Origin of the sequence: Pseudomonas sp. NY5710, assembly GCF_013305665.1 — a bacterium.
Classification (GTDB): Bacteria; Pseudomonadota; Gammaproteobacteria; order Pseudomonadales; family Pseudomonadaceae; genus Aquipseudomonas; species Aquipseudomonas juntendi.
In genome coordinates this window covers 2,517,352-2,534,023 of the sequence record NZ_CP045554.1, presented here as the reverse complement: position 1 = coordinate 2,534,023, position 16,672 = coordinate 2,517,352, and the positions used below count along the sequence as shown (strand labels likewise).

Below are 16,672 nucleotides of genomic sequence, written 5' to 3'. Positions count from 1 at the left end.
CATGGCCATCTACGCTCGATTCACTGCGTCGCTAAAACAGCAGGTCACAGGGGGTGCGCATGAAATGCCTGGTTGTCGGTGGCGCCGGCTACATTGGCTCACACATGGTCAAGCACCTGCAGGGCGCTGGCCATGAGGTGGTGGTGGCGGACCTGATATCACCTGGCCCCGGGGTTCAATGGGCCAAGCTGGACATTGCCGACGAAGCCGCACTGGATGTGTTGTTCGGTGTTGTGCGGTTCGACGCGGTGTTTCACTTTGCCTCGTTCATTCAGGTGGGTGAGTCGGTCAGCGCGCCAGGTAAGTATTACCAGAACAATGTGGCTGCCACCCTTGCGCTGCTGCAGGCCATGGTCAACGCCGGCATCAAGTACCTGGTGTTTTCGTCGAGCGCTGCGGTGTACGGCAACCCGCTGTATGTGCCCATTGACGAAGCGCATGGCAAGCAGCCAATCAACCCCTATGGCTTGAGCAAATGGATGGTCGAGCAGATTCTCGAGGACTTCGACCGTGCCTACGGTTTGAAGTCGGTCTGCCTGCGCTATTTCAACGCTGCCGGCGCCGACCCGGAGGGCCAGTTGGGTGAGCGGCATGAACCGGAAACCCACCTGATCCCGTTGATCCTGCAGGCGGCATCGGGGCGGCGTGAAGCGGTCACGGTATTTGGCCGCGACTACGACACCCCGGACGGCACCTGTATCCGCGATTATGTGCATGTGTCGGACCTGGCCACGGCGCATGCGTTGGCGGTGGACTACCTGCTGGCGGGTGGGGAGCGTACTGCGTTCAATCTGGGCAACGGCCTGGGGTTTTCGGTGCAGCAGGTGATCGATACGGCGCGTGGGGTAACCGGGCGACAGATCGACACGCTGGACGCCCCCCGCCGCGCCGGCGACCCGCCGCGGTTGGTGGCCGATGCCAGCAGAGCGTTGCAAGTGCTGGGCTGGCGGCCGGAGTTCGCCGCGTTGGAGCAGATCGTGCGGCATGCGTGGCAGTGGGAGTTGCAGTATCCCTGGGCCATGCGCCAAGGGCGGCAGCCGTGAACAGCACGGGCCGCGTTCGTCGTTAGCCACAGCGACACCGCCCGTCGTAGGAGCGGGTTCACCCGCGAAGAGGCCGGACCTGCCGGCATGATTTCCTGGCCATACACCATTGCAGCCGCCACCGCATTCGCGGGTAAACCCGCTCCTACACTGGTCGGTGATGGCCGCCTAACCCGGATCGGCACGGCCCGTTGTGGGCGCGGGTTCACCCGCGAAGAGGCCGGACCTGCCGGCAAGATTTCCTGGCCATTCACCATCGCAGCCGCCACCGCATTCGCGGGTAAACCCGCTCCTACACTGGTCGGTGATGGCTACCTAACCCGGATCGGCACGGCCCGTTGTGGGCGCGGGTTCACGCGCGAAGAGGCCGGACCTGCCGGCAAAATTCCCTGGCCATTCACCGTTGCACCCGCCACCGCATTTGCGGGTCGATGGTGGCGAAATATCTCGGATCAACATCGCCCGTCGTAGGAGCGGGTTCACCCGCGAAGAGGCCGTACCTGCCGACAAAATTCCCTGGCCATTCACCATTGCACCCGCCACCGCATTCGCGGGTCGTTGGTGGCGAAATATCTCGGATCAACATCACCCATCGTAGGAGCGGGTTCACCCGCGGCCGGACCTGCCGGCAAAATTCCCTGGCCATTCATCGTTGCACCCGCTACCCCATTTGCGGGTCGATGGTGGCGAAATATCTCGGATCAACATCGCCCGTCGTAGGAGCGGGTTCACCCGCGAAGAGGCCGGACCTGCCGGCAAAATTCCCTGGCCATTCACCGTTGCACCCGCCACCGCATTTGCGGGTCGATGGTGGCGACATATCTCGGATCGGCACCGCCCGTTGTGGGGGCGGGTTCACCCGCGGTACTTTAGCGTCGCCTCAGTAATAGGTACGCGGCTGTTCGTCAGCCTTGTTCAACACCGTACCAATCAGGTTGACCCCTGCCAGGTGATGCAGGCAGTCCTCGATTTCTTTCTTGTTGTTCATGCCATTGGCCACCACCAGCAATACACAATCGAACTTGGGTATGACGGTGATCGCGTCGTCGGAGCTCAGCAACGGCGGCAGGTCGAAAATGCAGATGCGCGACTCGTAGCGGTTGCGCAACTCGCCAATCAGGTTACTCACCTTGGGCGACGACAACACCTCGGTCGACAACGGCACCGGCACTCGGGTCGGCAGCACCACGAAGCGCGGCAAGGTCGGGTTGACCAGGCAGTCCTGCAGTGGCGACTTGTCGTTCAGGAACTCATTCAGCGCATGCTCCATCGGCAGCCCCAATGTGCTTCCCACCTTGGGCCGGCGCAGGTCGAAGTCCACCAGCAAGGCGGTCTTGGTGGTGTGGTGGGCAATACTCATGGCCAGGTTGACCGCCAACACGGTTTTGCCTGCCTCCGGCGTGGGCGAGGTGATGGCCAGGGTGCGCCAGCCGTTCTCGTCCATCAGCCGCAGCACCTGGGTGCGCAACAGGTCGATCGGCCCGTTCATGTTCGAGTTCTTGTTGAACGCCACAATACGGTTGCGCTCCAGGTGGTCTGGATGCAGCGGCACCACCTTGGTGTTGACGTAATCGAACTGCCCCGGCACCTCCGCCAGCGCCGTGCCAGGGGCCGGCGACAGCGGCTGAGGGGTACCCGGTGTGACCTGATGAATAGTGTTGCCAACAGCCGGCTTGGTCCTGTCCATCACTGCATTCCCTATACGAACCGCGACATGACTTTGTACAGCAGCACATCCAGTGGCATGTAGTACACGTGCACCAGCACTATCATGATAGCCGCCAGCGCCAAGGCCGCCACGAGCAAGCGGTTACGCCAGCGTTTGCGCCTGGCCACATCGGCCCGCGTCTCGATATACGGCAGTGCCACCAACACCCGTTTGCCCAGCAGGCTCTCCAGAGCACCAACGCCCCGAACCCGCTGGTTGAGCATTTCCAGCAACATGACCAGCGCGCCGCCACCGGCCGGCGCCAGCACCAGCCCCAGCGCGGCGATCTTCTTGCGGTTAGGCTTGATCGGCTTCTCGGGCAACAGGGGCGGCTCCAGCAGCACAAAGCGCTCGGCTTTGTTTTCCTGCTCCAGGCTTTCGGTGATTTTCGCGCTCATTTCCTTGGCGCGGATTTCTTCGTATTTCTTGCGTGCGTTGTCGTGGTCACGCATCAGTGTGACCAAGCCACGCTCGACCTGCGGCGCCTCCAGGATCTCGGCTTCGTAGCCTTCCATTTTTCGGGTCAGCTCGCGCTTTTGCTCGGCCAGCGAAGCGATGCGTTCCTGGGCGGCGCTCATTTTGGCACGCACCCGGGCAACATCCAGGCTGACCGAAGACGCAGTGCTGGTGCGACCACCACTGGCTTCCAGCGCCTGAATCTTGCGTTTGACCGCCACCACATCGGGGTGGGCTTCCTTGTAACGGGTCAACAGCCGGGCGTACTCTGCCTTGAGGCTTGGCAGGTCCTGGGCCTGGTCGGCAGCGGCAGGGCGCGCGCCATCGGCTGCCTTGGTCGCCAGGCCGGCATTGGCCGCCGACAGTTCGAGCTCCAGGTAACGCAACTCTTCCTGCGCCGCCTTGTAGTCCCGGTCGACCTCACGGAATTCCAGCTCCGAACGCGACAGCATGTTCATGCGCAGCGTCTGGTGCTCGGGCAGTGCATTGGCATGTGCCTGCTTGAAATCGGCCAGCTGGTTTTCCAGGCTGGCCAGCTCAGCGCCCAGCTTGTTGGCTTCCTGGGTGAGAAACTCGGTGGTTTCGTTGGCCCGCTCGGTACGCTGCTTGAGGTTTTCGTTGAGGAACAGCGATACCAGCTCATCGGCGACCTGCTTGGCCACTTGCGGCTGCTTGTGCTCGAACGACACATTGAAGGCCACGGTCGCCTCGCCCCTGCCGCGCACGAACGTGGTAAGGGTCTCGACCACGATGGCGTTGCGCATCTGGTCGATTTTGTCGCTTTCGCCAAGACGCTTGTCGGCGAACAGGTCGTACTTGTCGATGATGCGCAGCAGGTTCTCGCGGGTCATGACACGCTGGCGGATCACCTCGATGCGTTCATCGGCAAAACTGGTGGTGTTGGTTGATACCAGCTCGGGCGAAATCTGCTGTGACTCCACCAGGATAGTGCCGGTCGACTGGTAGATCGGCGGCACCATCAAGGCCACCGCCACGGTCGCGGCCAGAATGACTACGGCACTCACCCCTAGCACCAGGGCTCGGTCCTTGATTATGGCGATGTAATCTCTGAGGGATAGCTCGTAGTCAGACTTCATGGGGCCACCTGCCTGAAGTTCAGATGTCGGGGTACCTGTACGTCAACGTCAAACCCACGATGGTTGCGGTTGCATCCGGTACGTGGTCCTGCTGGCGTTCCTTGTACATCAGCGACAGGCGCAGGTCCCAATACGGCGAGAACTCTCGGCTGGCCCATACGCTGTACGTTTGCAGTGTGTTCGGTGACTGTCCTTTGCTGTCTTGCCAGGCAGCGTCTGCGCCCACCCGGGTCAGCTCGGTAACGGCATAGCTCCACACCCCGCGTACCTGGTCCAGCTCGGCGAAGCCGCCTTCGGCACTGGCCACCGTGCTGCGTTCGGCGGTGAAGCTGGCATCGGCCCGCACACCGGTATAGAGCAACGCCACCCCACCCTCCCCGCGTCGGCCGCCTTCATCGCCCGACACCTGGTTGACACCAATGTGGGCATCGGCACTCAGGCCATCGGCCAGTTGGTACTTGATGCCCACAGCCGGGGTGTAACTGTTGGAAGCGGTGGCGGTCAGGTCCTGCTCGGGCTCGTAGCGCCGCGCGCCGAAGCGGGTATACACATCGGCGCGCTCGCTCCAGGCATAGGTCCAGGTAAAAACGTTGGCCAGTTCGTTGTAACCCGTCAGCGTGCTGACGTCATACCGGGCGCGGCTGTAGGTGGTTTCGTTGCTCAAGGTACTGCGCTCGGTGACCGCCTGGCTCCAGTTGCCGGTCAATGTGTAGAGCTTCTGCGTGCCATCAGTGGTGATCACCCCGGTATCCAGCACAGTGCCCGACAGCGTCGAGCTTTCGTTGTAGCGTGCCACCAGGCCAAAACGCCCGCGCTCGGTGGTGCGCTGCCAGCCCAGGCTGATGTCGGGGTCCTCGCGGTTATCGACTACGTTGGTGTCGGACGAGCGCAACACATTCATGCCCAGCCCCAATCTCAGTTCGTCACGGTCGAAGGTGCCGATCAGGGTGTAATCGGGCGCGATGATCGTGCGCGTGATGCCCTTCTCGCCCGATGTCAGCAACAACGGGTTGCTGTCGTACTCGACGGATGTCGGCACCACCACCGTAGACTGCCAATTTGCCGCCAGGGCCGATTCCGTAAACGGCAAGACCAAGATTGCCGTTGCAATGCTAGTTGTTCTGAGAAGTGGCATTAAATGTTCTTATTGAAGGCAAGATCAAGGAACGACCAGCGTGTCGCCAGCCTGAAGTTGGATGTTGGTGGACATATCGCGCCCAGACACCAGGTCCTTATATCGCACGGGCAAGATCTTTTGGGAAGCGCCTGCGCCACGAACTACCTTGATCTCGCTTTCGTCGGCAAACTTGTCCAGGCCACCCGACATGCTCAGCGCCTGCAACACGGCGGTCGGCCCGGCCATTTGCACCGGCCCCGGCTTGATCACTTTGCCCTGGACATAGACCAGGTTGCCGGCGATGCTCTTGACGACAACGCTGACATTCGGGTCGGGAAGGTATTTTTCAAGTTTGGCAGCCACTTGCTTTTCGACTGCGGTTACATCGAGCCCGGCAACATTGATGCGCCCGGCCAGTGGGAACGTGATACTGCCATCGGGTAGTACGGTCGCTTCCTGGCGCAAGCTGTCTTCCTGCCAGACCGATACCATCACCACATCGCCAGGGCTGAGCAAATAGGTAGAGTTGCTCGTGTCGGCGTAACTGGCATTCGACCACACCGTCAACAAGCAGAACGCGGCAAACAATGAACGCATCATGAGGGTCCCTCCGGCCAAATGGCCCGACAAAGAGCACTGTATGAGAACAACGCACCAACTCTCGCTCCGCTTCGCGACCCACCACTGCCGCGACGGCCTCGACCTTCCTGGAGGCACTTACCTTGACGCTGTGCAGCCTGGGCTGCGGTGCCTGAAACCATGGACCTTCATGGGCTACAGGGAATATAGCAACGGTTGGTGAATTAACAAGCCAGCGGCGAAACCCCACCCCGCGACTTGCGGCAAAGGGTGTTCAGATTTTCCGGCGGTTGGCCACCGCCACAAAACCGACAACAGCGAACGCAAAGAACCAGCCAGCCGTTGAAACAGGAATGATACTGTTCTGGCTTATATACGAATCGGCTGCGCGCGCAGCGCCACTCAAGAGCACCAGCAAGAACATCGATTTGATTATCAGAGTCGTGCGCATACGCCCTTCCTTTAAACAGGAAAATCAATGAGTTATTGGCGAGGTAGTGCGGGGTTTGTGTCGCTGTTGAATTGAGCTTATGGGCACAGTGACATTACGTCAATGATCCGACACCATAATAAAATTTAATGGGCGGCAGGCAGATTCGTCAAAAAAACGACAGACAAGAAGTGCTGAACTCAGCCAGCTGCCGGGTGCCTGCGTTTCACGGATGAGAAAGTGAAAGGTTCAGGCAGGCCGGCACCAGCGCCCTGCCCGGCTCATTCCTCGGCATGGTGAACGACCACCAGCAATTGCGCCGGCTGCGCGCCAACCGAGCGCAGGCGATGCGGGGTTTGCGCGTTGAAATGCAAGGCATCGCCCTGCTCCAGTAGCACCCGCTCGTTCATGAAGTCCACCTCCACCTGGCCCGCGTGCACGAACAGGAACTCTTCGCCCTGGTGCTCCTTGAACGTCGGGTCGCTGAACTCGGAGGGTGGCTGGATCAGGAACGGTACCAGGCTGCGCTGCCCAACCTGGCTGGTCAACGCCGCATAGCCGGGGCCCTGGCCGTCACCCACCAGCGCCTGGCGCTCGCCGTGGCGCACCAGGCTATAGCGGCTCTGGCCGGCCTGCTCTTCGGCAAACAGTTCCTCGACATTCACGTTCAATGCGCGCGCCAGCTTCAGGGCGGCAGCAATCGACGGCGTGTTGAGGCCACGTTCGACCTTGGACAGGTAGCTTTTGGTCATGCTGGTCTTTTCGGCCAGCATTTCCAGGGTCATTCCCAGTTTCTTGCGCAGCAGTTTCAATCGGATAGACATGTGACGCGTGTTTCCCAGGCCAAGGCAGCCCGGGCATGATACGTGGAGCCGCCGCTCATGGCATCACCGGTGGCACATACTGCAGCGTGGTGCCCAGCGCCCAGAGCAATACCAGCACCAGCGGCACGTGCACCAGCAGTTGCACAAAGGAAAAGCCGATCAGGTCGCGTGCCTTGAGCCCCAGCACGCCCAGCAGTGGCAGCATGTAGAACGGGTTGATCAGGTTCGGCAAGGCCTCTGCCGCGTTGTAGATCTGCACCGCCCACCCCAGGTGGTATTGCAGGTCGTTGGCCACCAGCATCACGTAGGGTGCTTCGATGATCCACTTGCCGCCGCCCGACGGAATGAAGAAGCCCAGCACCGCCGAATACACGCCCATCAGCACGGCATAGGTATCGTGGGTGGCGATCTGGGTGAAGAACAACGATATGTGGTGGGCCAAGGTCTGTTCGTCCACGCCCTTCACCTGGGTGAGAATGGCCGCGATCGAACCGTACAGCGGGAACTGGATCAGCACCCCGGTGGTGGTCGGTACCGCGCGCGCCACGGCGTCGAGGAAACTGCGCGGGCGCCAGTGCAACAGGGCACCGAGCATGATGAACAACAGGTTGTAGGTGTTCAGCCCGGAGATGGCGGTAATCGCCGGTTTGGTAGCGAACTCCTGGTACAGCCAGCCGGCAGCCAGGGCGACCAGCAGCAGAATCAGGATGGGGCTGTGCTCCAGCCATTCACCGGGGCGGGTACGCTGGGGTGCCGCCGGTGCAGTGAAGCTGGGGTCTACGCCACACGCTTCGGCGCTGCGTGCGCTGTTCGGCCCCGGTGCCGTGGCGTAGGCGATGACCAGCGAGACGATGACCAGTGCCGCCAGCATTACCCCGGATTGCCACAGAAAGATGGTTTCGGTGAACGGGATAACGCCGGTGATCGACAGGATCGAAGGCGGCAAGCTGGCCGGGTTGGCCTGCAGCTGCGCCGCCGACGAAGACAGGCCCAGTGCCCACACAGCGCCCAGGCCCAGGTAGGCGGCCGCCCCCGCAGCACGGTAATCCATCTTCAGGTCGGTGCGCCGCGCCAGGGCGCGCACCAGCAAACCACCGAACACCAGCGACAGGCCCCAGTTGAGCAAGGAAGCCAGCATCGAGATCAGTGCCACCCAGCACACGGCCGAGCGGCCATTGCCAGGGATGCGCGCCAGGCGGTCGATCAGGCGTGCCGCCGGTGGCGAACTGGCGACCACATAGCCGCCGATGACCACGAAAGCCATCTGCATGGTGAACGGAATCAGGCTCCAGAAACCATCGCCAAAGGCCTTGGCGGTGTCGGTCGGCTTGGCCCCCATGGCCAGCGCGCCGATGCACACCAGCAGCACCGCCAAGGCGGCGAATACCCAGGAGTCGGGGAACCAGCGTTCGGCCCAGTTGGAACAGCGCAAGGCAAAGCGCGCGCTACGGCTGTCTTGAATTTCAGCGGCCACAATGGCATTCCTTTTATTGGTTTTATGAGGTGAAACAGACAACGCAAAAACCCTGTAGGTACAGGTTCACTCGCGACCATGCCGGTAATGTACCGACACACTCAGCGGTGCAACCTGCGCCTACAGGGTTGGGTGGCGTAACGCCTTAGAAAGTCATTTCCTGCACATCATCCGGCACGATCAGTTTGCCGGCAGTCTTCTCGACGATTTCCTCGATGCTCACCCCTGGCGCGGTTTCGCGCAGGATGAACGCACCGTCTTCGATTTCCAGGTAGGCCAGGTCGGTCAGCACCTTGCGGATGCAACCGGCACCGGTCAGCGGCAGGCTGCACTGCGCCAGCAGCTTGGACTCGCCGTCCTTGGATGCGTGGGTCATGGTCACGATGATGTTCTCGGCGCCCGCTACCAGGTCCATGGCGCCGCCCATGCCCTTGACCAGCTTGCCCGGGATCATCCACGAGGCGATATTGCCCTGCACGTCTACCTCGAACGCCCCCAGCACGGTCAGGTCGACATGGCCGCCACGAATCATGGCGAACGACTGCGCCGAGTCGAAGATCGAGGCACCCCGGCGGGCGGTGACGGTTTGCTTGCCGGCGTTGATCATGTCGGGGTCGAGGGTGCTTTCGGTGGGGAATTCGCCCATGCCGAGCAGGCCGTTTTCCGATTGCAGCATCACATCCATGTCGGCGGGTACATAGTTGGCCACCAGGGTCGGAATGCCGATACCCAGGTTGACGTAGTAGCCGTCCTTCAGTTCACGGGCGACGCGTTGCGCCATCTGTTCGCGGGTCAGTGCCATGGTCAGGATCTCTTTGTTGTTCTGGTGGAGGCCGCTCAGGCCTTGACGGTGCGCTTTTCGATACGCTTTTCGAAGGTGCCGACGATCACCCGGTCCACATAGATGCCTGGGGTGTGGATCTCGCTCGGCAGCAGCACACCCGGCTCGACGATTTCTTCCACTTCGACCACGGTGATCTTGCCGGCAGTGGCCGCCAGCGGGTTGAAGTTCTGCGCGGTGTTGCGGTACACCACGTTGCCGTAATGGTCGGCTTTCCAGCCCTTGACGATGGCGAAGTCACCGGTGATGGACTCTTCGAGGATGTACTTGCGGCCCTTGAATTCGCGAACCTCCTTGCCTTCGGCAACCGGGGTGCCGTAGCCGGTGGCGGTGAAGAACGCCGGGATGCCGGCGCCACCAGCGCGCATTTTTTCGGCCAGGGTGCCTTGGGGTGTCAGTTCCACTTCCAGCTCACCGCTGAGCAACTGGCGCTCGAATTCGGCGTTTTCGCCCACGTAGGAGGCGATCATCTTGCGGATCTGCCGGTCTTCCAGCAACACCCCCAGGCCAAACCCGTCCACTCCGCAGTTGTTGGAGACCACGGTCAGGCCCTTGACGCCACGGCGCTTGATTTCGCTGATAAGGTTTTCCGGAATGCCGCACAGGCCAAAACCACCGGCCAGTACCGTCATGTTGTCGGTCAGCCCGTCGAGGGCCTGTTCGTAGGTTGCAACGCGCTTGTCCAGTCCGGCCATGCTGATCCGCCTTTTGTAGTTGTTGAACCGACGAGGCTGTCGGTGAGCGTGTGTAGCCATCTTCACCGCAAGCGACTGATTTGTTAATTTTGTTTTCATCATCGATTGATAAATTTCGCAAAACAAACGATAGGCCCGTCATGAACGTCAAGCAACTGCGCGCCTTTGTCGCCGTGGCCAAGTACCAGAGCTTCGCCCAGGCCGGTGAACACCTGCATGTATCGCAACCGGCCCTGAGCCTGACCATCAAGGCACTGGAAGAGAACCTGGGCGGCGCCCTGCTCAGCCGCACCACCCGCAGCGTCAGCCTGACGGCCGAAGGCGAAGTGCTGCTGCCGCTGGCGCGGCGGCTGCTGGCCGACTGGGACGATACCGAAGAGATGCTGCGGCAACGCTTCACCCTGCAACTGGGCCGGGTCTCGGTGGCGGCGATGCCGTCGTTCGCCGGTAACCTGCTGCCCCATTCGCTCAAGGTCTTCCGCCAACGCTACCCCAAGGTCAACGTCACCGTGCACGATGTGATCAACGAACAGGTGCAGGAACTGGTGCGCCACCGCCGAGTCGAACTGGGCATTGGTTTCGAGCCGGACAATACCGACGGCCTGCACTTCCACCCGCTGTACATGGACCGTTTTGTCGCAGTGGTGCCCGCTGACTCACCCTTGGCGGTGTTGAACCAGGTCAGTTGGGCGCAACTGATGGCCGAAGATTTCGTGGCCCTGCAGCGGCCGTCGGCGGTACGCCTGTTGATGGAGCAGAATGTTGCAGCCCAGCACGGCAAACTGGCCGTGGCGTTCGAAAGCCACCAACTGGCGACCATCGGCCGCATGGTTGCCAGCGGCCTGGGCGTTAGCGCGGTGCCAGCCCTGTGCATCAACCAGATGCAAGAACTGGGAGCACGCTGCGTGCCCCTGGTCGAACCCACGGTCGAGCGGCGCATTGGGGTAATTGCCCTGAGCGAGCACAAACTGTCCACCGCAGCGCAGGCGTTGCTTGAGGTTCTACTGTCCAATACACAGCCCCCGGAGGTGACATGCGTTACGTGAAACTGGCAGGCGCGAGCGTGCCGGCCATTGGCCAAGGCACCTGGTACATGGGCGAAGACCCTGGGCGCAGGGCGGCAGAGGTAGCGGCCTTGCAACAGGGTATCGAGCTGGGCCTGAGCCTGATCGACACCGCCGAAATGTATGCCGAAGGCGGTGCGGAGACCGTGGTTGGCCAGGCCATTGCCGGGCGCCGCGACCAGGTGTTCCTGGTCAGCAAGGTCTACCCGCACAATGCCGGCCGGCAGGGCATGGCAAGCGCCTGCGAGCGCAGCCTGGCACGCCTGGGTACCGAGTGCATCGATCTGTACCTGCTGCACTGGCGGGGCCAGCACCCGCTAGAAGAAACCGTCGACGCCTTCGAGCGTTTGCGCGAGCAGGGCAAGATCAAGCGTTGGGGCGTTTCCAATTTCGATATCGACGACCTGCGCGAATTGAACAACCCTGCCTGCGCCACCAACCAGGTGCTGTACAACCCGACCCAGCGGGGCATCGAATTCGACTTGCTGCCCTGGTGCCAACAACGCGCGCTACCGACCATGGCCTACTGCCCGCTGGCCCAAGCCGGGCGCTTGTTGCAGCACCCGGTGCTGGCAGGAATAGCCGAGCGCCATGGTGCCACGCCGGCTCAGGTCTGCCTGGCCTGGGTTACCCGTGATGATGGCATCATTGCCATTCCCAAAGCCGTGGCGCCCGGGCATGTTCGGCTGAATGCAGCAGCGGGTGCATTGGCCTTGACCCGCGAAGACCTGCGCGCAATCGACCTGGCCTTCCCGGCGCCTACCCGCAAGCAGCGCTTGGCGATGGTGTAGTCCGCCAGGGCATTTTCGTGAATGCGTGGCCGCGCCGCCGCGGGGTAGCCCGCGAAGTTAATGAAAGTCGCGGCTACGCACGTCCAACCCCTGCAACAGCGCGGTCACATCTTCCAGGCGCCGTGCTATCAGGTGGCGCACGCCATTTTGCTGCTCCAGCCGCCCGCTGACCTTGAGCAACTGCGCCCCGACCAGCGCCCGCCTTTGCCGTTCGGCCAGCGCCCGCCATACCACCACGTTGACCATACCGTGTTCGTCCTCGAGGGTGACGAACGTCACCCCGCTGGCGGTCTGCGGCCGCTGCCGCCCTACCACCAGCCCCGTCACGGCGATGTTGTCGCCTTGCTCCAGGCCTTGCAGTTCTGCAGAACTGCGGCAGCCCAGTGCCCGCAGACGCGCACGCAGCAAGGTCAACGGGTGCGGCCCCAACGTGGTACCCAAGGCCTGGTAATCGGCCACCAGGTCCTGCGCCACTGTCGGGGCCGGCAAATGCACCGCCACCTCCGGCTCGGCCTGTACATCGGCAAACAGCGGCAGTTGCGCCTGCACGGCCGCCACCTGCCAGCGCGCCTGATGCCGGTCGCTGGCCAAGGCGCGAAGCGCGCCGGCATCCGCCAGGCAGGCCAGCGCGCGGGTGGCCAGCCCGGCACGCAGGCACAGGTCTTCCACGTCGCGCCATGGCTGCTGCGCCCGGGCCTGCTCCAGGCGCCTGGCATCGGCTTCGGCCAGGCCCCGGACCAAGCGCAAGCCCATGCGCAAGGCCAAGGTGCCCTGGGCATCCGGCTCCAGCGTGCAGTCCCATTCACTGTGGCAGACATCCACCGGCCGTACCTCGATGCCCTGGCGACGCGCCTCCTGCAGCAGTTGGTCAGGGCTGTAGAAACCCATAGGCCAACTGTTGACCAGGGCGCAGGTGAAAATGGCCGGTTCATGGCACTTGAGCCAGCTGCTGGCATAGCACAGCAAGGCAAAGCTGGCGGCATGCGACTCTGGAAAACCATAGCTGCCGAAGCCTTTGATCTGTTCGAAGATGCGCTCGGCGAATGCCAGCTCGTAGCCATTGCGCAACATGCCTTGCAGCAAGCGCTGGCGGTGCGGTTCAAGACCACCGTGGCGTTTCCAGGCGGCCATGCTGCGCCGCAACTGATCGGCCTCGCCTGGTGAATAGTCGGCTGCGACCATGGCCAGCTCCATCACCTGTTCCTGGAACAGCGGCACACCCAAGGTGCGCTCGAACACCTCCTTCAGTTTTGGCGACGGGTAGGTCACCGGCTCTTGCTTGAGCCGCCTGCGCAGGTAGGGGTGCACCATGTCCCCCTGGATTGGCCCCGGGCGCACGATGGCCACCTCGATCACAAGGTCGTAGAAGGTGCTGGGGCGCAGCCGCGGCAACATGGCCATTTGCGCGCGCGACTCGATCTGGAACACCCCCATGGTCTCCGCGCGGCTGATCATGGCGTAGGTGGCGGGGTCTTCGCTGGGGATGGTCGCCAGGCTCAGTTCACGGCCACGGTGCCGCTGCAGCAGGTCGAAGCAACGGCGCAAGGCACTGAGCATGCCCAGCGCCAGCACGTCGACCTTGAGCAGGCCGACCATGTCGAGGTCGTCTTTGTCCCACTGGATGACGGTACGTTCGGCCATGGCGGCGTTTTCCACCGGCACCAGCTGGTCCAGCGGCTGCTGCGAGATGACAAACCCGCCCGGGTGCTGCGACAGGTGCCTGGGGAAGCCGATCAACTCGCCGGCCAGCACCAGTACCCGCCGCAACAACGGGCTGCCAGCTTCGAACCCGGCCTCGGCCAGGCGTTGTTCGTCAGGTATGCGGTCGCTCCAGCGGCCACAGCATTTGGCCAGGGCATCGACCTGGTCCATGGGCAAACCCAGCACACGCGCGACATCGCGCACGGCACCTGCAGCATGGTACGTATTGACCACCGCCGTGAGCGCAGCACGGTGCCGCCCATAACGGCGGAACACGTACTGGATCACTTCTTCACGGCGGTCGTGTTCAAAATCCACGTCGATATCGGGCGGCTCGTTGCGCTCGCGTGATAGAAAACGCTCGAACAGCAGGCGGTGCTGCATGGGATTGAGCTCGGTGATACCCAGCACGAAGCACACCACCGAATTGGCCGCCGAGCCCCGGCCCTGGCAGAGGATACCCTGGCGCCGGGCGAAGGCGACAATGTCGTGCACGGTCAGAAAGTAGCTTTCGTACCCCAGCTCTTCGATCAGCGCCAGCTCCGTGTCCAGCACCTGCCGCACCTTGGCGCTTGGCCCTTGTGGCCAACGCACCGGCAACCCCTGCTCGCACAGTGTTCGCAGCCAACTGGCCGGGGTATGTGCTTCAGGCACCAGTTCGCGTGGATACTGGTAGTGCAGTTGGCCGAGGTCGAACTGGCAACGCTGGGCAATGGCCAGGGTCTCGGCCAGCATCTCGGGCGGGTAGAGTTCTGCCAGTTGTGCCGGGCTGCGCAAGTGCCGTTCGCCATTGGCAAACAGAAAACGCCCGGCTTCGGCCACCTGGCAATGCTGACGAATCGCAGTCATGCAGTCCTGCAACGCCCGGCGGCCGCGCACATGCATATGCACATCGCCACAGGCCACCGCGCGAATACCCAGCTCGGCCGCCAGGGCTTGCTGGCCCTGAAGGTGCCGGGCATCGTCACTGCCACGGTGCAGGTGCACGGCCAACCACAGGCGCTGGGCAAACAGCCCGCGCAACCATTGGCCGGTGGCCGTATCGCCCCTGTCGCCCGCCACCCACAAGGCCAGCAAGCCGTGATGGTGCTGCTGAAGGTCATCCCGAAAAAGCTGGTACTGGCCCTTTTCCGCCCGCCGTCGGGCGCGGGTAATCAGTGCGCACAGGTTCTGGTAGCCCGCCAGGTCGGCAACCAGCAGCACCAGTTTGGGGCCGTCGTGCAACTGCACTTCGCTGCCGACGATCAGCGGCACCTGGTGCACCTTGGCAGCCTGCCAGGCGCGCACGATACCGGCCAGCGTACATTCGTCAGTGATCGCCAGGGCCTGGTAACCCTGCTCTTTGGCCCGCCGGAACAGTTCGTCGGCGCTCGACGCGCCGCGCTGGAAACTGAAATTGGACAGGCAATGCAGCTCGGCATACGGGGCGGGGTTCATGCAAACCAGCCCTGCAACCAAAGCGGGCCGGCCTGACCCAGGTCACGGTAGGCCCAGCCACGCAAGCCGTCGCGGGTTTCGATGCGGTAGTAATCGCGGCGTACATCGCCGCCATCCCACCAGCCCGACTCGATGCGCTCGGCAGGGCTCTGCAGGCGGTAGCCAGCTTCATCCAGCGCCAACGGCGCGGGCAGCAACCAACCAGGGCGGCTGCCCGGGGCAACCGGCATGCCCCCGAGCGCCCCCTGCTCTGCCAGTTGCCAGGCACATTCGGGCCGGTGATCGGCGGCCGCGCTCAGGCCTTGGACGGCCTCATCGCCCAGCCGCGCGCGCAAGCGCTCGCGCAATTGTTCCCAAGGTTGCGCCTGTTGCGCCCGTGGGTCGAACAACGCCTGGTGCTGTGGCACAAAGGCTGGCAGGTCTTCGGCGACCAACCGCAGGTTGCGCACCGGGGCCGGAATACGCAGCGGCTCCAGGCGCCCACGGGCCAGTTCGAACAGCATCGCGGCGTCGCGCTCGGCGGCCAGCAAGCCGACCTTCAGCAGCGTGTCCGGGCCTTCGACATGCTCCAGGTGCAGGCAAAAGCGCTGCACGCCACAATCGCGACCGGCCAGGAATGCGGCCAGGTCGTTGAGCATGCGCCGCAGCGGGAACAACAGCGCCTGGTGCGATTCAACATCGAAGTTCAGCTCCAGCCGGCTCTCGAAACGATCGGGCGGCTGGTAGAAGTCCAACCCCAGGGTGCGCAGGCCGAGCAACTGATCCAGGTGCAGTTGCACCTGGGCGGGAAAGCGTTTGGCCAAGGTGTCGCGCGGCAACGCCAGCACCTGGCCGAGTTGCCGCAAGCCCATGCGGGTAAAGGCTTCGGCAGCCTCTGGCGGCAAGCCGATGCGCTGGATGGGCATGTTCAGCAACGCGTTACGGGTGGCTTCGGCATCGGCGACCACCAGGCCATCGTGGGCATTGGCCAGCATGCGCGCTGCCACCGGGTTGCTGGCCACCACGATGCGCTGGCGCAAGCCCAGTTCAGCCAGTTCCTGGCGCAGGCGTGCTTCCATCACGGGCCATGGGCCGAACAGCTGCAGGCTTGAGCCCACCTCCAGCAACAGCGCACGCGGGTAATGCAGGCTGACCTGGGCACTGAAACGGTAGGCCCAGGCGGCCAGCAGTTGCTGCATGCGCTCGATGCGCCTGGGGTCTGTTTCGATACAGGTGAAACCATCGGCCAGCGCACGTGCAGCGGTCAGGGTTTGCCCGGCCCGCATGCCGAGCGCCGCCGCTGCCGGGTTGACTGCCTGCAGTACCCGCCGCTGGCTGGGCCCGCCAATGATGACCAGGGGGTTGGCTGAGTCTTCGCGCTCGCGCAGGACGGTGTCCAACGCCAGTTGCGGAAGCAGGATGCAGGCCCAGAGCAT

14 protein-coding genes are annotated in these 16,672 nt (G+C 63.0%); 3 read left to right on the top strand and 11 right to left on the bottom strand.

Annotated features, from left to right (window positions below):
• Positions 1-59 precede the first annotated feature (59 nt).
• Entirely contained in the window at positions 60-1,043 is a 984-nt protein-coding gene (gene galE, locus GEV39_RS11465; RefSeq protein WP_173889042.1) for a UDP-glucose 4-epimerase GalE, read from the top strand.
• A gap of 880 nt (positions 1,044-1,923) precedes the next feature.
• Here the strand turns inward: galE and GEV39_RS11460 are convergent.
• From GEV39_RS11460 to GEV39_RS11420, 9 genes are all read right to left on the bottom strand, one after another.
• Positions 1,924-2,730, bottom strand: coding sequence for a CpsD/CapB family tyrosine-protein kinase (locus GEV39_RS11460; protein WP_009682735.1), 807 nt, complete (start codon positions 2,728-2,730; stop codon positions 1,924-1,926).
• Positions 2,731-2,741: 11 nt separating this feature from the next.
• Entirely contained in the window at positions 2,742-4,304 is a 1,563-nt protein-coding gene (locus GEV39_RS11455; protein WP_173889040.1) for a GumC family protein, read from the bottom strand.
• A 19-nt stretch (positions 4,305-4,323) separates the two neighbouring features.
• Positions 4,324-5,439 (bottom strand): hypothetical protein, encoded by a 1,116-nt coding sequence (locus GEV39_RS11450; protein WP_033690383.1) that lies wholly within the window; start codon positions 5,437-5,439, stop codon positions 4,324-4,326.
• Positions 5,440-5,463: 24 nt separating this feature from the next.
• The gene (locus tag GEV39_RS11445; RefSeq protein WP_173889038.1) at positions 5,464-6,021 is read right to left on the bottom strand and encodes a polysaccharide biosynthesis/export family protein; all 558 of its coding nucleotides are present in this window, start codon (positions 6,019-6,021) and stop codon (positions 5,464-5,466) included.
• A gap of 253 nt (positions 6,022-6,274) precedes the next feature.
• A complete protein-coding gene (eppA, locus tag GEV39_RS11440) occupies positions 6,275-6,451 on the bottom strand; it encodes an EPS-associated small membrane protein EppA (RefSeq protein WP_009682731.1) in 177 nt (58 codons plus the stop codon).
• 260 nt (positions 6,452-6,711) lie between these two features.
• Positions 6,712-7,254, bottom strand: coding sequence for a helix-turn-helix domain-containing protein (locus tag GEV39_RS11435; RefSeq protein WP_029885423.1), 543 nt, complete (start codon positions 7,252-7,254; stop codon positions 6,712-6,714).
• 55 nt (positions 7,255-7,309) lie between these two features.
• On the bottom strand, positions 7,310-8,728 hold the full coding sequence (locus GEV39_RS11430) for a short-chain fatty acid transporter (RefSeq protein ID WP_173889036.1): 1,419 nt from the start codon (positions 8,726-8,728) through the stop codon (positions 7,310-7,312).
• Positions 8,729-8,873: 145 nt separating this feature from the next.
• Complete coding sequence (locus GEV39_RS11425) at positions 8,874-9,530, bottom strand: CoA transferase subunit B (RefSeq protein WP_009682728.1); 657 nt, start codon at positions 9,528-9,530, stop codon at positions 8,874-8,876.
• Positions 9,531-9,565: 35 nt separating this feature from the next.
• Positions 9,566-10,264 (bottom strand): CoA transferase subunit A, encoded by a 699-nt coding sequence (locus GEV39_RS11420; protein ID WP_054912455.1) that lies wholly within the window; start codon positions 10,262-10,264, stop codon positions 9,566-9,568.
• Positions 10,265-10,404: 140 nt separating this feature from the next.
• Here GEV39_RS11420 and GEV39_RS11415 point away from each other — a divergent pair, with 140 nt between their 5' ends.
• Complete coding sequence (locus tag GEV39_RS11415; RefSeq protein ID WP_173889034.1) at positions 10,405-11,310, top strand: LysR family transcriptional regulator; 906 nt, start codon at positions 10,405-10,407, stop codon at positions 11,308-11,310.
• A complete protein-coding gene (locus tag GEV39_RS11410; protein ID WP_173889032.1) occupies positions 11,298-12,119 on the top strand; it encodes an aldo/keto reductase in 822 nt (273 codons plus the stop codon). Before GEV39_RS11415 ends, GEV39_RS11410 begins: the two co-directional genes overlap by 13 nt.
• A gap of 57 nt (positions 12,120-12,176) precedes the next feature.
• Here the strand turns inward: GEV39_RS11410 and GEV39_RS11405 are convergent, their stop codons facing one another.
• Positions 12,177-15,257 (bottom strand): error-prone DNA polymerase, encoded by a 3,081-nt coding sequence (locus tag GEV39_RS11405; protein WP_173889030.1) that lies wholly within the window; start codon positions 15,255-15,257, stop codon positions 12,177-12,179.
• The gene (locus tag GEV39_RS11400) at positions 15,254-16,672 is read right to left on the bottom strand and encodes a Y-family DNA polymerase (RefSeq protein WP_173889028.1); all 1,419 of its coding nucleotides are present in this window, start codon (positions 16,670-16,672) and stop codon (positions 15,254-15,256) included. The genes GEV39_RS11405 and GEV39_RS11400 overlap by 4 nt, the downstream gene beginning before the upstream one ends.

What these genes read in the sequence shown, in the direction of transcription:
- galE (WP_173889042.1), top strand. Translation starts at nt 60, where the DNA reads ATGAAATGCCTGGTTGTCGGTGGCGCCGGCTACATTGGCTCACACATG.
- GEV39_RS11460 (WP_009682735.1), bottom strand. Translation starts at nt 2,730, where the DNA reads ATGGACAGGACCAAGCCGGCTGTTGGCAACACTATTCATCAGGTCACA.
- GEV39_RS11455 (WP_173889040.1), bottom strand. Translation starts at nt 4,304, where the DNA reads ATGAAGTCTGACTACGAGCTATCCCTCAGAGATTACATCGCCATAATC.
- GEV39_RS11450 (WP_033690383.1), bottom strand. Translation starts at nt 5,439, where the DNA reads ATGCCACTTCTCAGAACAACTAGCATTGCAACGGCAATCTTGGTCTTG.
- GEV39_RS11445 (WP_173889038.1), bottom strand. Translation starts at nt 6,021, where the DNA reads ATGATGCGTTCATTGTTTGCCGCGTTCTGCTTGTTGACGGTGTGGTCG.
- eppA (WP_009682731.1), bottom strand. Translation starts at nt 6,451, where the DNA reads ATGCGCACGACTCTGATAATCAAATCGATGTTCTTGCTGGTGCTCTTG.
- GEV39_RS11435 (WP_029885423.1), bottom strand. Translation starts at nt 7,254, where the DNA reads ATGTCTATCCGATTGAAACTGCTGCGCAAGAAACTGGGAATGACCCTG.
- GEV39_RS11425 (WP_009682728.1), bottom strand. Translation starts at nt 9,530, where the DNA reads ATGGCACTGACCCGCGAACAGATGGCGCAACGCGTCGCCCGTGAACTG.
- GEV39_RS11420 (WP_054912455.1), bottom strand. Translation starts at nt 10,264, where the DNA reads ATGGCCGGACTGGACAAGCGCGTTGCAACCTACGAACAGGCCCTCGAC.
- GEV39_RS11415 (WP_173889034.1), top strand. Translation starts at nt 10,405, where the DNA reads ATGAACGTCAAGCAACTGCGCGCCTTTGTCGCCGTGGCCAAGTACCAG.
- GEV39_RS11410 (WP_173889032.1), top strand. Translation starts at nt 11,298, where the DNA reads ATGCGTTACGTGAAACTGGCAGGCGCGAGCGTGCCGGCCATTGGCCAA.
- GEV39_RS11405 (WP_173889030.1), bottom strand. Translation starts at nt 15,257, where the DNA reads ATGAACCCCGCCCCGTATGCCGAGCTGCATTGCCTGTCCAATTTCAGT.
- GEV39_RS11400 (WP_173889028.1), bottom strand. Translation starts at nt 16,672, where the DNA reads ATGCTCTGGGCCTGCATCCTGCTTCCGCAACTGGCGTTGGACACCGTC.